We start from the raw sequence: 13,669 nt of genomic DNA on the forward strand, positions 1-13,669 counted from the left end.
TCGCAATGGCGCTCATCAAAACACCAAAACCAGCCGCGGCATGAGCCAGCCCATCCTTCTGCGCCTCCCGCCAAGACCTCCCGGCGGAAAAACAAATCCACAAAAACAAAACCCGCCGAAAATATCGACGGGTTTGTCAGCAGTCTGACCGCACAATAGTGCGGTTTGAATACTTGATAAGCCGCCGGCCTGTTGCGTTTCAGACCAAGTCGCGGCGCGCTCCTGCCCAAGACGGCTTTCTTCTGGCCCGTCATACTCCTTCCAAAGCTCAGGGAGGAGCCAATCGTGAAGCAGTACAGTCTGTTCATCGGCGGAGCACGCATCGACACCGCAACCTATGCCGACGTTCGCAACCCATCGACCGGCGACATCGTCGGTCAGATGCCGCTGGCGACGCCGGCGGATCTCGACCATGCCGTTGCCGCAGCCTCAGTCGCCTTTCGGACCTGGAGCCAGGTGTCGGAAGAAGAGCGCCAGGCCGCCTGCCGCGCCATTGCCGAAAAGATCGCAGCCAATGGCGAGGAGCTCGCGCGGCTTTTGACGCTGGAGCAGGGCAAGCCTCTCAATGGTCTCGGCTCCCGGTTCGAAATCGGCGGCGCGCTTGCGTGGACACGCCATACGGCAGAGCTGAATCTGCCCATCGAAATCCTGCAGGACGACAATGAGGGCCGTGTCGAATTGCATCGCAAGCCGATTGGCGTCGTCGGTTCGATCACACCCTGGAACTGGCCGGTGATGATCGCTTGCTGGCATATTGTCCCGGCGGTGCGAGCGGGCAATACGGTCATCATCAAGCCCTCGCCGCTGACGCCACTTTCGACCATCCGTCTTGTCGAGATCATGAATGAAGTGCTGCCGCCCGGCGTCGTCAATGTCATCACCGGCGAAAACAGCATCGGTGCAGCACTTTCCGCTCATGACGGCATCGCCAAGATGACCTTCACAGGCTCGACCGAGACCGGCAAGAAGGTCATGGCTTCGGCAGTCGCGACGTTGAAACGCCTGACGCTCGAGCTTGGCGGCAATGATGCCGGTATCGTTCTTCCCGATGCCGATCCTGCGCAGATCGCCGAGGGCCTGTTCTGGGGAGCGTTCATCAACAACGGCCAGACCTGCGCAGCGCTGAAGCGCCTTTACGTGCACGACAGCATTTATGAAGACGTCTGCGCACGGCTTGCCGACTACGCCGGAAGGATCGTGATCGGCGACGGCCTTGACGAAACCAGCATTCTTGGCCCGGTCCAGAACGAAATGCAGTTCAACAAAGTTCGCGAACTTGTCGATGATGCGCGCGCCAACGGAGGCCGAATTCTCGCCGGCGGCACGCCGATCGATCGGCCGGGTTACTTCTATCCGATCACGCTTGTTGCCGACGTCGACCATGGTGTTCGTCTCGTCGACGAAGAGCAGTTCGGGCCGGCACTGCCGATCATTCGCTACACCGATATCGACGAGGTCATCGCCCGCGCCAACACCAATCCCGCCGGGCTTGGCGGCTCTGTCTGGTCGGCGGACGCCGAAAAAGCCAAGCGCTATGCCATGCAGCTCGAATGCGGCTCGGTATGGATCAACAAGCACGGAACGATCCAGCCGAACGCCCCCTTTGGCGGCGTCAAGCAATCGGGCATCGGTGTCGAGTTCGGCGCCGAAGGGCTGAAGGAATTCACCACGATCCAGACGGTGTTGAGCTGAGCCATGGCGAACTTCGACTATATCATCGTCGGTGGCGGATCGTCCGGCTGTGTGCTGGCAAACCGGCTCTCCGAGAACCCTGAAAATAAGGTCCTGCTGATCGAATCCGGTCGGCGTGACACCGACCGCTGGATCCATGTTCCAGCGACCTTCTTTAAGGTTCTCGGCAAGGGTGTCGACATTCACCCCTATGCCTCCGAGCCGGAGAAGGGCCTCAACGGCCGCCCTTGCATTACCCCGCAGGGAAACGTGCTCGGCGGCGGCAGTTCCGTCAATGCGATGATCTACATCCGTGGCCACAAGAACGACTACGATACCTGGTCGCAGATGGGGTGCCACGGCTGGTCCTACGACGATGTGCTGCCGGCTTTCCGATCGCTGGAGAATAACGAGAGCCTCAGTGGCGAATTTCATGGCCAGAGCGGTGGCCTGCACGTCTCGAACCCTCGTCACCGCCATCCGTTGAGTGAAGCCTTCATCCAGGCAGCCACTCAAGTAGGCATTCCCTATAATTCGGACTTCAACGGTGCGGACCAGGAAGGCGTGGGGTTCTATCAGAGTACGACATACCGGGGGCGTCGTTGGAGTTCCGCGCAGGCGTTTCTACGCGACGCGGAGACACGGCCGAACGTCACGATCCTGACCGAACGAAAGGTCGCCCGCATTCTGTTCGAGGGCCGGCGCGCGACGGGCGTCGAGTTGCAGGACGGCACCATATTCAGCGCTTCCAAGGAAATCGCCCTGACGGCAGGTGCGATCGCGACACCCAAGATCCTGCAGCTATCGGGCATCGGCGAGGCCCAGCATCTCCGCTCCCACGGCATCAACGTGGTGGCGGACCTGCCAGGCGTCGGCGCAAACTATCAGGATCATCTTGAAGTGCCGGTTCAAGGTGAAACGCACGAGCCGATCTCCATCCTCGGGCATGACAGCGGGATTCGCGCCGTCGGGCATATGGCGCGCTATCTGCTGTCGCATCGCGGCCTGCTTGCGTCGAACGTCGTCGAATGCGGTGGCTTCGTGGATACGGCCGGCACGGGTCAGCCGGATGTCCAGTTCCATGTCCTGCCGGTTCTTGTGGGCTTCGTCGATCGCGATCCCGAACCCGGCCATGGTCTCAGCATCGGTCCCTGTTACCTCCGGCCGCGCTCGCGCGGTACCATTTGCCTCAGAAGCGCCGATCCGAACGACAGGGCAGATTTCAACGCTAATCTTCTCTCCGAGCCGGCCGACCTAGATACGCTGGTGCGCGGTGTCGAGACAGCGATCCGCATTCTGGATGCGCCAGCGCTTGCGAAGCTTATCAAGCGACGCGTCCTGCCGAAACCCGGGGTCGAAAGTGATCCCGCGGCATTGCGAGACTACATCCGGCAGACGGCCAAGACCGTTTTCCATCCGGCAGGAACGGCACGCATGGGGCGGCCAGACGATCCGATGGCGGTGGTCGGGGCAGATCTGAAGGTGCGCGGCGTCGAGGGTCTGAGGGTATGCGACGCATCGGTGATGCCGACGCTGGTATCGGGCAACACCAACGCGCCGGTGATGATGATTGCCGCGCGTGCCGCCGCCTTCATGACAGGCAAGGCGATTGCCGGCTGACGCAGGAATTCCAAGATGGAAGACGTCCGCGGGGAGTGCGGGCAGCAACGAAAACTGGAGGAGGAAACGATGAGAATAGATATGAGGGGGCTGGCGGTCGGCCTCGGCCTGATGCTTCTTTCGGCAGTCAGTGCTCATGCCGCTGCGTCCTGCGGCGACAACACCGGCAAGGCCGCGACCGGCGAACCGATTGTCATCGGTGCGATCACCGGCAAAACCGGCCCGGACGATTTTTCGAACTCGACAAGGGCCGCCAAGGCCTATTTCGACTGCTTGAACGCCAATGGCGGGATCAAAGGGCGCCCGGTGAAATATCTGGTCGAAGACGATCAGTGGAATCCTGAGACGGCCGCTCAGCTGGCCGCCAAGCTCGTCAACGACGAGAAGGCGGTGCTGATGGTCGGCAATTCGAGCTTCGTCGAATGTGGCGCGAACGCGGATTTTTACAAGAAATCCGGCATTGTCGTCGTCGCTGGCGTCGGCGTTCCTCGCGAGTGCTTCTTTGCCGAGAACTACGCCGCGACGAATGCCGGACCGCGCGTCTCCACGCTGGGCGCCATGGGCTACGCATTGGATCAGCTCAAGGCAAAGTCGGTGGCTTGCATCGGTCCGAACATCCCGAACGTCGGTACATGGTCCTGCGACGGCATTAAGTCTCTGGCCAAGGAAAAAGGCTTCACGGCGGATACGATCCTGATGGATCCCGGTACGGCCGACTCGACCTCGATCATCCTGCAGGCGGCGGCTTCCAAGCCTGATGTCATTATCCTCGGCCTACCCAAGGGCGTCACAATCCCGCTTCTGACCGCGGCCGAAGAACAGGGGCTCAACCAGACCATCAAGTTCCTGAGTGCCGCATCGGCCTACGACCTTTCGGTGCCTGGGACAATCGGCGCAGGCTGGGATGGAAACTTCTATGTCAACATGGAGTTCAACGATCTCGAAGCAGCGACGCCCGACAATCAGAATTGGCTTGCCGTCATGGACAAATATGGCAAGCCTTCCGACCCGCGCGACACGTTCGCCCAGGCCGGATATCTTGCCGCCCGGATTGCCGAGAAGGCACTGATGTCACTTGATCCCAAGGACATCACGCGCAAAAGCACCAGTTCCGCCATCCGGCAGGTCAAGGGCTTTGCCAGCGATATTTTCTGCGCGCCCTGGTACTTCGGCGATGGTCAACCGCGCCACAATGCAAATTCGACAACGCGCATGGCGGTCAGCGAGGGTGGCAAGTGGAAGGTGATTTCCGATTGCGCGCCATCGCCCGATCCGGAGTTGGCCGACATCCGCGCCTTTGAAAAGAGCGCCGGAATAGCTCCGTAAATTGGGGCATTGCGCACATCCCGTGGTCCGAGCCACGGGATACGCTACCCGCCGTCTCTTCGGCCGCACATCGGAATCCGCTCATGACCTTTTTACCATTTCTGATATCGGGTCTCGGAATTGGGGCCGTCTATGCCTTGTCAGGCGTCGGCCTTGTCATCCTCTTTCGGGCAACCGGGGTCCTTAACTTCGCCTTCGGCGCGTTTGGTGCTATCGGCGCTCACTGCGCCTGGCAGCTTCTCGAATGGAAAATGCCGCTTGCCGTCGCCATCCTGGCGGCCGTCGTCGTGTCCACGGCCATCAGCTTCCTTTATGGGCGCATCTTTGCACCCATGCTGTCGCATCGCGATACGGTCGTGCGTGCCGTCGGGACATTGGCGCCGGCACTCGTGCTCATCGCCCTGATGGGGATCATCTGGGGGGAACTGCCGCGTCGCCTGCAGTTTCCGACCGATCAGATGTTCGTTTCCCTCTTCGGCGTTCGTCTGACCTACACGCGCATCATCGCCATCCTGCTTGCCGTCGTCATGGTCGGCGCGATCACGCTGCTGCTCGATCGGACCCGCCTTGGCCTTGACATGCGAGCCCTGGCGAACGACCGGGACCTGAGCGCAATCCTCGGCGTTCGCATCCTCTACACCGAGACGGCGGCTTGGGTCATTACCGGCGTCTTCTCCGGTTTCGCCGGACTGCTGCTCGCCGACCTCGTTCGCCTTCAGGGCACGTTCCTGACGTTGCTGGTCATCCCGGCGATCGCGGCTGCAATTCTCGGCCAGTTGCGCTCGCTGTGGCAAACGGCCGTAGCCGGGCTTCTGATCGGTATTGCCGAAGCTGGGCTCACGCCGGTCGCCTGGATATCGCCCTATCGCGCAGCCGCACCTTTCATTATCGCGCTTGTCGCCGTCACGATCTTGGGGAGTACGGCCAAGGCCGTGTTGAAGGACCGATGATGGCTTCGCAGCAGACGATACAGGCATCACCGGGGCGCGCCTGGGTGGGCCGCTTTCCTAAACAGCTTCTCCATGTTCCCGCGACGATGGCACTGTTTGCCGCCGTGGTCATGTGTTTTGCCAATTCCTACTGGCTGTCGGCCGCAACGTCGGCGGTGGCGCTGTCGCTCTCGGTGGCGGGGCTGGCGATTCTCTATGGGCAGCTCGGTCTCGTCTCGCTTTGCCAATTCGCGCTCGTCGGGGTTGGCGGCTGGGTAACCCTTCGTGTCGGCCACGCCTTTCACCCGCCGTTCGAAGTCAGCCTTCTGGCCGGAGGTATCGTCGCTTCCGTGGTCGGCCTTGCCTTCGGTTTGCCAGCGCTGCGCCTGAGAGGGCTTTATCTTGCCCTTGTCACGCTGATGCTGGCGGGCGCGTTTCAGATCATCATCAGCGCCTGGGGCTTTCCCGACGGCGGCGATGGTTTTCTCGGCCGCGCCGACGGTTCCGGCCGCGCCATGCTGCCACGGCCTGGAATTGCCGAGGGAGCGGTCAGCTACTTTCTCTATGTTTGTCTTGCGGCGACGATCGCTCTGCTGATCGCGCAATGGCATAAGCTGGGGCGACCAGGCCGCGCCTGGGCTCTGATCCGCAAAGGCGAGACGGTCGCCATTGCCAGCGGCGTCAATGTGCTGACCTACAAGGCATGGGCATTCGCGCTCAGCGGCTTCCTCGCTGGTGTCGCCGGTGCACTGCTGGCCGGAAACGTCGGTCAGCTAGACGGCCGCGCCTTCGGTGCCTTCGAGAGCTTGAATCTCTTCGCGCTGGCAATCGTCGGCGGCGTCTACAACTGGTACGGGGCGCTGATAGCCGGGCTGCTGCTGCGGGCGGTGCCGGCATTGCTGACCGATCTCGGCATCGATGGGTATGTGACCATCGGGATTTTCGGTGTTGCGTTGTTCCAGGCATTGGCGACGGCACCGTCCGGCATTGCCGGGCAGATCGCCTCACTGGTCACCCGGCTGCAATTCCGTTGGGCAAAGGAGAGGGCGCGATGATCGCCATCGAAAAACTCGTCGTCCAGTTCGGCGGCGTCAGGCCGATCAATGAACTGACGGCGACACTCGCTGCGCCGATCGCCGGCCTGATTGGCCCGAACGGCGCCGGGAAGACAACCCTGCTCAATGTTCTCTCCGGTTTCGTCAGGCCGGCTCGTGGCAGCGTCGCATTGAATGGCAATCAACTCCTTGACCTTGCCCCGCTGCAGCGCGTTCGCGCCGGCCTTCGCCGGTCTTTCCAGACCGAGCAAGTCGTCGAGGATCTGTCGGTGTCGGGCAATCTCATCGCAATCGCGGATCACGTGGTCGCACCACTTCAACGTGCTGCGGCTGTCGATGCAGCTCTTGATTTTGTCGGCCTTCGCACCGTGGCCGACAAGTCGGGCCAGTCGCTCAATCTGTTCCAGCGCCGTCTGGTCGAGCTCGGCAAATGCGTGGTCGGCAATCCAAAACTCATTCTGCTCGATGAGCCCGCGGCCGGCTTGACCGAAGAGGAGGGCGGCATGTTTCGCGAACTCGTATTGCGCATCCCCGCCGAAGTCGGGGCGCAGGTGTTGGTGATCGATCACGACGTCGAGCTCATTCGCGCCATGTGCAGCGAAACGATGGTGCTCGACTATGGAAAACTGCTGGCGCTGGGGCCGACGGAAACCGTGCTTGCCGACCCCAACGTCCGTCGCGCCTATCTGGGGGAATTCTGAGATGGCCGCGATCTCATCCGTGGCCGTCGAAAACCTCGCCGTCGAGCGCGGTGGAAAACGGGTCGTTCACGATGTCTCCTTTGCAATACGGAGCGGAGAAATCACGGCATTGCTGGGCGCCAACGGCGCCGGTAAGTCCAGCATGGTCATGGCGCTCGCTGGCGTCCTGCCTGTCGCTGGCGGCACGATGCGGCTCGACGCGATGTCACTGAACGGGCTTTCGCCCGATCGCATCCGCCGGGCCGGCCTGGCGCTGGTGCCAGAAGGGCATCGGGTGCTCGGTCAACTCTCGGTGGAAGACAACATTCTCGTTGCCGCCCTCGACGGGTCGCCATCCGTCCGCCGCGAGGGGCTCGAAAGGGCCTATGAGATATTTCCCGAACTTGCCCAGCGCAAACGCCAGCTGGCTTCCGATCTCTCAGGGGGGCAGAAGCAGATGGTCGCGATGGCGCAGGCGTTCATCGCCAAGCCCGGCTTCATGGTCGTCGATGAGCTTTCGCTCGGGCTGGCGCCGGCCGTCGTCAAGCGACTGGCGGAAGCGCTGAAGATTGCGGCCCGAAATGGCATCGGCGTGCTTCTGATCGAACAGTTCGCCAATCTTGCGCTCGACCTTGCCGACCACGCGATGGTCATGGAGCGCGGCAGGCTGGTCTATGACGGTGCCTCAGCGACGTTGAAGGCCAATCCCGAAATCCTGCATGGCGCCTATCTCGCCAGCTGATATCAAGGAGAGACGATGACCTTTGCCAACTGTCTTTTTGCCGGCCGCACGGTCGTAATTCCCGGCGGAACATCGGGCATCGGGGCTGCGACGGCCGATCGTTTTGCCGAGCTCGGTGCCTACGTCGTCTGCTGCGGCCTTGGCGCCTCCAGCGGACCGCACAGCGACCGGATCGAAAGCCGGGAAATCAACGTCCTTCAGCCCGGCGCTCTTAACGACTTCTTTGCGACCCTCGAGCAGGTCGATGTCCTTGTAAGCTGCACCGGCGTCAGCCGCGATCGTGACGAATGGAAGAAAGAGAAGTTCGACGAGGTCATCGCAATCAACCTGACGTCCGTCATGGACTGCTGTCGCCTGGGCCGCGGCCGGATGAAATCCGGATCGTCCATCATCAACATCGCCTCCATGTATTCGACGTTCGGCGCCGCCGATCGGCCGGGCTATTCGGCGAGCAAAGGGGCGATCGTTCAATTGACCAAGTCGTTGGCGCAGGGATTCGCGGCGGACAATATTCGCGTCAACGCTGTCGCGCCGGGCTGGATCGAAATGCCACTGAGCCGCGCATTGTTTGCCGATGAAATCGTCTCGACGCCGATCAAGAACCGGATACCGGCGGGGCGATGGGGAGAGGCGGCGGAAGTCGCCGACGCAATCGTCTTCCTGTCGTCCGAGGCAGTACGCTACATAGCCGGCGTCTGCCTGCCGGTCGACGGCGGCTACCAGACCTCATGAGGAGGGCATCATGGAATCGGTTTTCTCATCCGTCGAGGTCGCTAAGGGGAGGGATTTTCCAAGCGTTGCCCGCAGTATATTCGGTAACGTGCGGCTCGATTTTCAACGTGGCGATGAAGAAAAATGCCGGCTGGTGTCGGCAATGCTCGGCACCTGCCGCCTGACGCGGCTGGAGGCGGATACGCATACCGTTTTCGGCGATCGCGTGACCCTCGGCTCGGACAATCCCGACGCCATCAAACTGGTCATCCAGACACATGGCTGCTCCTCCCTCGCTCAAAATGGCCGCAATGTCCCCGTGGGGGCCGACGCGTTCGTCATGTATGATCCAAGCCGTCCCTATACCCTGACCAACAGCACGGCTGTCCGCCTGCTTCTCCTGCAATTGCCACGGCGTGCGCTGCCGGCCGCAGCGGTCACCCGGTTGATGGATCCCTTTGTCGCCATGTCCGAGCATGCTGGAATGCAGCGAATCCTGCTTTCGCTGATGGATTCGACAATCCGTGAGATCGGCGAGTTGGACGACACCGCGCGCGCCAGCCTAGGTCAGACGATGATCGAACTCATTCGCACGATGATCGGCGTCGATCCGCAGCGGGAACGATCAAGCGCCCATTCCCTCGACCTGTTGCGACGGCGTGTGAAGGACTTCGTCTCGGACCAGATTTCGCGGCCAGATCTGGATATCGGCATGATCGCACGCCGTATGGGTTGCTCCGTACGCTATGTCTATCGCGCCTTCGAAGCCGAGGGCACGACACCGGCCGACTATATCTGGAGCTTGCGGCTGGAGAGAGCCGCGGCCCGGCTGCGGGACGCGACGTGCCGTCCGGGCGAGATATCCGAGATTGCCTTTGCACTCGGGTTCTCTTCGAGCGCGCATTTCTCCCGGGCCTTTCGTAGCCGCTACGCGCTTTCACCGTCCAAATGGCGAAAGGTCGGCGCCGCGTGAATTTTTGGCAGGCAGCGCCCCACGCGTTCACCGCATTGCTTCGGCCACACGCAGCGTGTCGGTGAATTGTTCGAAGCGCCGAATCTTGTCGTCTGCGACGCCCCAGACGTGAACGACACGTGCCTTGAAGGACTTGCCGGTCTGCCTGTGAGTCCCGGCATAATCGCCGATGCCGATCACGTCGCTGCCTGCATCCAGCAGGCGCTCCAGGGTGAAGGTGTATCCGTCGAAGGCTTCTCCGAGTGCAGCGAAGACGTTTTTGACGACCTCTTGCGGGCCGACATAGGTGCCGGCGCAGGGAAAGCCATCCATTTCCGTCCATCGGCAATCCGCGGCGATGTCGGCAAGCATGCCGTCCACATCCCGGCGCGCGTTTGCGTCGTAGTGTGCCTTCACGATCTCATAAGCTGTGCGCATCATTCTGCCTTTCAAACGGGTTCCTGCCCGGGAAGATAATAGGTCATCGACGCCTTGCGGATGAAGGCGCCGGCCGGGCTGTTCTGGATACGGCCATCGCCAGTGATGCCAAGGAACTTGCCGGTCGAACGCATATCTTTGAAATCGTAGAAGAATGTCGATGCCACGGCGATCTTGAATTCCCGGAAGGTGAAAATGTACTGGTCGTCATCGAACTTATAGGTGGTCGTCAGGTCGACGTCGCCGTGCCCGCGTTGCACGCCGACGAGGCATTGCCAGGCATAGCGTTGCGACGACAGATAGGTATGTTCGTAGACGTGGTTCGGGCTGTAGGTAAAATGCGCCCTCAGCCCGATCAGATCGCGGCTTTCGGCCGGCGCCGGTCCGCTTGCTGCACCGCCTTCGACAATGCCGGGCCGAAAAATCTGCGCCACCTGCGGCTCTCCGATGGATTGCTCCTTTTCGCGCACGATCGAATAGATCGAGAGAACGCGGCGGCGGGAAACGTTCAGGATCAAGGTCTCGGCTTCTTTCGGTCGACCCGCGAAAATGACTTCGACGAAGAAGGTGTCGGGCGCAACCTCGATGACTTCGACCTTGTCCGTTGCGCTGTCATCGCCGTCCGACCATTGCACATTGTCATCGTGGAAGGTGAGTTCGAGCTTGCGGCCATCGTCAAAAACGATCTTGTGGGATGAGCCGGAAAGGGCATTCGTCGCCGGCAGACGGTTCGCGTCGATCCCGTATGCGAATTGATCGTAGGTTTTCCAGTCTTTCGGATTCTGGTTCATTATTGTCTCCTCCTCAGGTGAATGCGAGCGTGGGCAGATCGACGGTCCCGGCTCCGCCGTCGACGGTCAGGATGGCACCGTTGACCATCGCGGCTTCCGCCGAGGCCAGGAAGCAGACGGCATTGGCGACATCTTCAGGCGTTGCTGGGCGGCCAAGCGGCACGTCTTTCGTCACCAGGGCATAAGCGTCCTCGATGCTCGTCAGTTTGAATTTTTCCATGATGAATTCCATCTGCTCGTCGGCCATCGCCGTCGTCACCCAGCCGGGGCAGACGGTGTTGGTCCTCACGCCGAGGCGGCCGTAGTCCCGAGCCAGCGATTTCGCCAAGCCAATACAAGCGTGTTTCATGGTGACGTAGCCTGCGGCATCCGGACCGGCAAAAAGCCCTGCAATCGAGGCGAGCACGACGATATTGCCTTTGCTCTTGATCAAATGCGGCAGCGCTTCGCGCGCACTGACGAAGGCCGTGTTGAGGTTGAGCCTGGTCGCCAGATCCCAAGTCTCGTCCGACATGCTGACAGTAGGGCCGACACCATGGCCGCCGGCATTGGCCACGAGAATATCCAGGTTGCCGAACTGCTCGGCGACGGCAAGGGCGGCAGCTTTCATGCTGGCGCCGTCGGCTGCATCTGCGACAAACACCGTGGCTCCGATCTCTTCGGCAACTGCGTGGAGTGGATCGGGACGTCGCCCCACTAGCGTTACATTCCCACCCTCCAATCGAATCCGCCGGGCGATCGCCGCACCGATTCCCGTCCCCCCGCCCGTGATCAGGGCGGTCTTGTTCTTGAAGCGCATGATGTCTCCTCTCAAATTGAGATTATCATGGCGGAAAGTGGAGGCGCCGTCGTGTCCAGGTCTGCAGTTAGTTTTGACCGAGCGTGCACAGACCGAGATTGCTGACCTGCATGGCGGAGGCGCTCGCGCTGATATCAAAGCACAAGCTTGAGGCTCGGTCTTGCGACGATCCTCTAGGATAGTTCATGCCTTAAAGAGCATGTTTTTGTTCGGCAGTGTTGGCCGCCTCGGGTTCTGCCCGCTACGTCGGGGAAGCACTTCTAGACTGCAAAGTCGGCCGCGACACCGAAATCTTCATCGTGACTCAAAAGCCGCGGCTGTTTCGGCCCACTCAGCAACGTATTCGATCAACCAACCTAGCCCTATGCCGCTCGCAGCACGAAGCTTCGCGACGGTGAAACGCAGTCTGTCGCAGGACACCCCGTTAACTCGCGGAACGATGCGGGCGGACCGTATTCGAGGTCCTCGATCAAAATCCTTGAGTCAGCAGCCTACGAATCTTGAGTACCGCACTGTCAGGAGTGGTCAAAACTCTCTTGCCGGTTGCCGCAATGACCGCCGGCGCCGCTCGTGCGAGGCTGAATTGAACGAGTGCAATAAGGTGCAGTCGACGAGACGAAGCGCTGCATCAACCACAATTTGAACATGCGCTTCACCATCCCCGCGGTCGAGGGCTGCAAGCGCTCCGTCAGCGTAAGCCGTTTTCAAACGAACCGATGATGGAAATTCACCTGGAAGCGTCTGCAGCGTCGGGGCAAAAGTAGCAATGAGTCCAATCCGTTGTCCGGCTTTGCTTGCGTCGTCGATCATGGCTTCATTGGGCTTAAGCACGGGAAGCGAGGCGAGCTCCGCCGCGGCCCGAGCAATGCATGGTCCGAATGCCGAGCAAGTAAAACAGAATAGCGTCCGTCTGGCAGGTGACAGCATAGCGCGATAACGCTAGAAACCTATCGAACATCGAAGGCGTTACCCATCCATCCAGCTTAAGATCGCTCGATAGTGACTCATGAGCAGATTTCTGAGCCTGGCCTGCGGCCAATGACGTGCGAAAGCCTCTTCGATAGGCGGCGCAGAATGGCGCAGGGCATGAATGAGGGTTATCTGCATTGGTCTCACCTGGACGTGATGTCTGAAGTCGACGGCAACTGGTCTGTCGCCAAGGGCCTCGCTATGGATTCCGCGTCCAGATCCAGGGGCCACATGCTGCCGATCTCATGAAGGAGGTGACGAAGGGAACCTTGCCGGAGATCAAATTCTTCTCGGTTGGCGAGTTTCAGATCGTTGGAGAGATGGTGCGTGCCTTCAGGCACGGCATGCCGGAAACCCCAGAGTTTGAAATCTACGGAAAAATGGGACGACCATCAGGACGTTCGCCGCGGTCGAGCGTGCCGGAGCACATTTCGGCTTTCGGAAAATTGCAGCGCTCGCTTATCCTACCAGCGCCCGGGAATCGGCTTGGCTGCCGATGCCGGTGCCTGCCATCTATTAGGGCGAGAACATGAAGCCCTATCCGGAGTGGCTCTCGCCGTACCACCTTGATCGCATCGGTTGGCTGGGCGGAAGCTTTGTGTCGAGTGATACCATTATGTCGACCTGTTCGAACTTGGGTATGGTTCCCTGATAGACTACGATCGTGACTTTGTAGGACGTGACGCTTTGATTGAGAAAGCAAAATTCCCGATCCAAAAAAGGTCACGCTTGTCTGGAACAATGACCATGTCGTGCACGTGGGGCGGACCGCGCTTTTCCCAAAGGGCAGGAGGTGCCGCTACATCGACACCCCCAATTCGCGACATTCCCATCGGACGCGGTCTTGAAAAACGGTTCTCCCGCCGGGGTTTCCCAATGGTGCGGCTATACGGCCACGCTCAGGCCTTCTTTTCCCTTGCGCTCGTTGACATCGCCTACAGCACACTGCGATCCGCGTGACGGTCGCGCCGGCACCATTTTGCCGC

The 13,669-nt window shown here is 60.7% G+C and carries 14 protein-coding genes; 9 read left to right on the forward strand and 5 right to left on the reverse strand.

Annotation, left to right across the window (positions count from 1 at the left end):
- The coding region (locus AC1DLT_RS29745; protein WP_477489117.1) for a hypothetical protein at positions 1-254 on the reverse strand (254 nt) is incomplete at its 3' end.
- A gap of 31 nt (positions 255-285) precedes the next feature.
- Here AC1DLT_RS29745 and AC1DLT_RS29750 point away from each other — a divergent pair.
- The 9 genes from AC1DLT_RS29750 to AC1DLT_RS29790 all read left to right on the forward strand — a co-directional run bounded on the left by AC1DLT_RS29750 (position 286) and on the right by AC1DLT_RS29790 (position 9,707).
- A complete protein-coding gene (locus AC1DLT_RS29750) occupies positions 286-1,692 on the forward strand; it encodes an aldehyde dehydrogenase family protein (RefSeq protein WP_436112850.1) in 1,407 nt (468 codons plus the stop codon).
- 3 nt (positions 1,693-1,695) lie between these two features.
- Positions 1,696-3,291 carry a GMC family oxidoreductase gene (locus AC1DLT_RS29755; RefSeq protein ID WP_436112849.1) on the forward strand — a complete coding sequence of 532 codons (1,596 nt, stop codon included), beginning with the start codon at positions 1,696-1,698 and terminating at the stop codon, positions 3,289-3,291.
- Between the two features lie 69 nt (positions 3,292-3,360).
- Complete coding sequence (locus AC1DLT_RS29760; RefSeq protein WP_477489118.1) at positions 3,361-4,617, forward strand: ABC transporter substrate-binding protein; 1,257 nt, start codon at positions 3,361-3,363, stop codon at positions 4,615-4,617.
- An 83-nt stretch (positions 4,618-4,700) separates the two neighbouring features.
- Complete coding sequence (locus AC1DLT_RS29765; protein ID WP_436112847.1) at positions 4,701-5,567, forward strand: branched-chain amino acid ABC transporter permease; 867 nt, start codon at positions 4,701-4,703, stop codon at positions 5,565-5,567.
- A complete protein-coding gene (locus AC1DLT_RS29770) occupies positions 5,564-6,601 on the forward strand; it encodes a branched-chain amino acid ABC transporter permease (RefSeq protein WP_436112846.1) in 1,038 nt (345 codons plus the stop codon). The genes AC1DLT_RS29765 and AC1DLT_RS29770 overlap by 4 nt, the downstream gene beginning before the upstream one ends.
- Positions 6,598-7,302, forward strand: coding sequence for an ABC transporter ATP-binding protein (locus tag AC1DLT_RS29775; RefSeq protein ID WP_477489119.1), 705 nt, complete (start codon positions 6,598-6,600; stop codon positions 7,300-7,302). The genes AC1DLT_RS29770 and AC1DLT_RS29775 overlap by 4 nt, the downstream gene beginning before the upstream one ends.
- Position 7,303: 1 nt before the next feature.
- Positions 7,304-8,023, forward strand: a complete 720-nt coding sequence (locus tag AC1DLT_RS29780) for an ABC transporter ATP-binding protein (RefSeq protein ID WP_436112844.1) — start codon at positions 7,304-7,306, stop codon at positions 8,021-8,023.
- A gap of 15 nt (positions 8,024-8,038) precedes the next feature.
- Positions 8,039-8,755, forward strand: a complete 717-nt coding sequence (locus AC1DLT_RS29785) for an SDR family NAD(P)-dependent oxidoreductase (protein ID WP_477489120.1) — start codon at positions 8,039-8,041, stop codon at positions 8,753-8,755.
- A 10-nt stretch (positions 8,756-8,765) separates the two neighbouring features.
- Positions 8,766-9,707: an AraC-like ligand-binding domain-containing protein gene (locus AC1DLT_RS29790; protein WP_436112842.1), complete on the forward strand. Its 942-nt coding sequence runs from the start codon at positions 8,766-8,768 to the stop codon at positions 9,705-9,707.
- Positions 9,708-9,734: 27 nt separating this feature from the next.
- Here the strand turns inward: AC1DLT_RS29790 and AC1DLT_RS29795 are convergent, their stop codons facing one another.
- The 4 genes from AC1DLT_RS29795 to AC1DLT_RS29810 all read right to left on the reverse strand — a co-directional run bounded on the left by AC1DLT_RS29795 (position 9,735) and on the right by AC1DLT_RS29810 (position 12,524).
- Positions 9,735-10,124: a nuclear transport factor 2 family protein gene (locus tag AC1DLT_RS29795; RefSeq protein WP_436113231.1), complete on the reverse strand. Its 390-nt coding sequence runs from the start codon at positions 10,122-10,124 to the stop codon at positions 9,735-9,737.
- A gap of 11 nt (positions 10,125-10,135) precedes the next feature.
- Positions 10,136-10,915, reverse strand: coding sequence for a MoaF C-terminal domain-containing protein (locus AC1DLT_RS29800; RefSeq protein ID WP_436112841.1), 780 nt, complete (start codon positions 10,913-10,915; stop codon positions 10,136-10,138).
- Positions 10,916-10,928: 13 nt separating this feature from the next.
- The gene (locus AC1DLT_RS29805; RefSeq protein WP_477489121.1) at positions 10,929-11,714 is read right to left on the reverse strand and encodes an SDR family NAD(P)-dependent oxidoreductase; all 786 of its coding nucleotides are present in this window, start codon (positions 11,712-11,714) and stop codon (positions 10,929-10,931) included.
- Between the two features lie 525 nt (positions 11,715-12,239).
- Positions 12,240-12,524 carry a hypothetical protein gene (locus tag AC1DLT_RS29810; RefSeq protein ID WP_436112839.1) on the reverse strand — a complete coding sequence of 95 codons (285 nt, stop codon included), beginning with the start codon at positions 12,522-12,524 and terminating at the stop codon, positions 12,240-12,242.
- Between the last annotated feature and the right edge of the window lie 1,145 nt (positions 12,525-13,669).

This window comes from Neorhizobium sp. 05N33 (genome assembly GCF_056397445.1).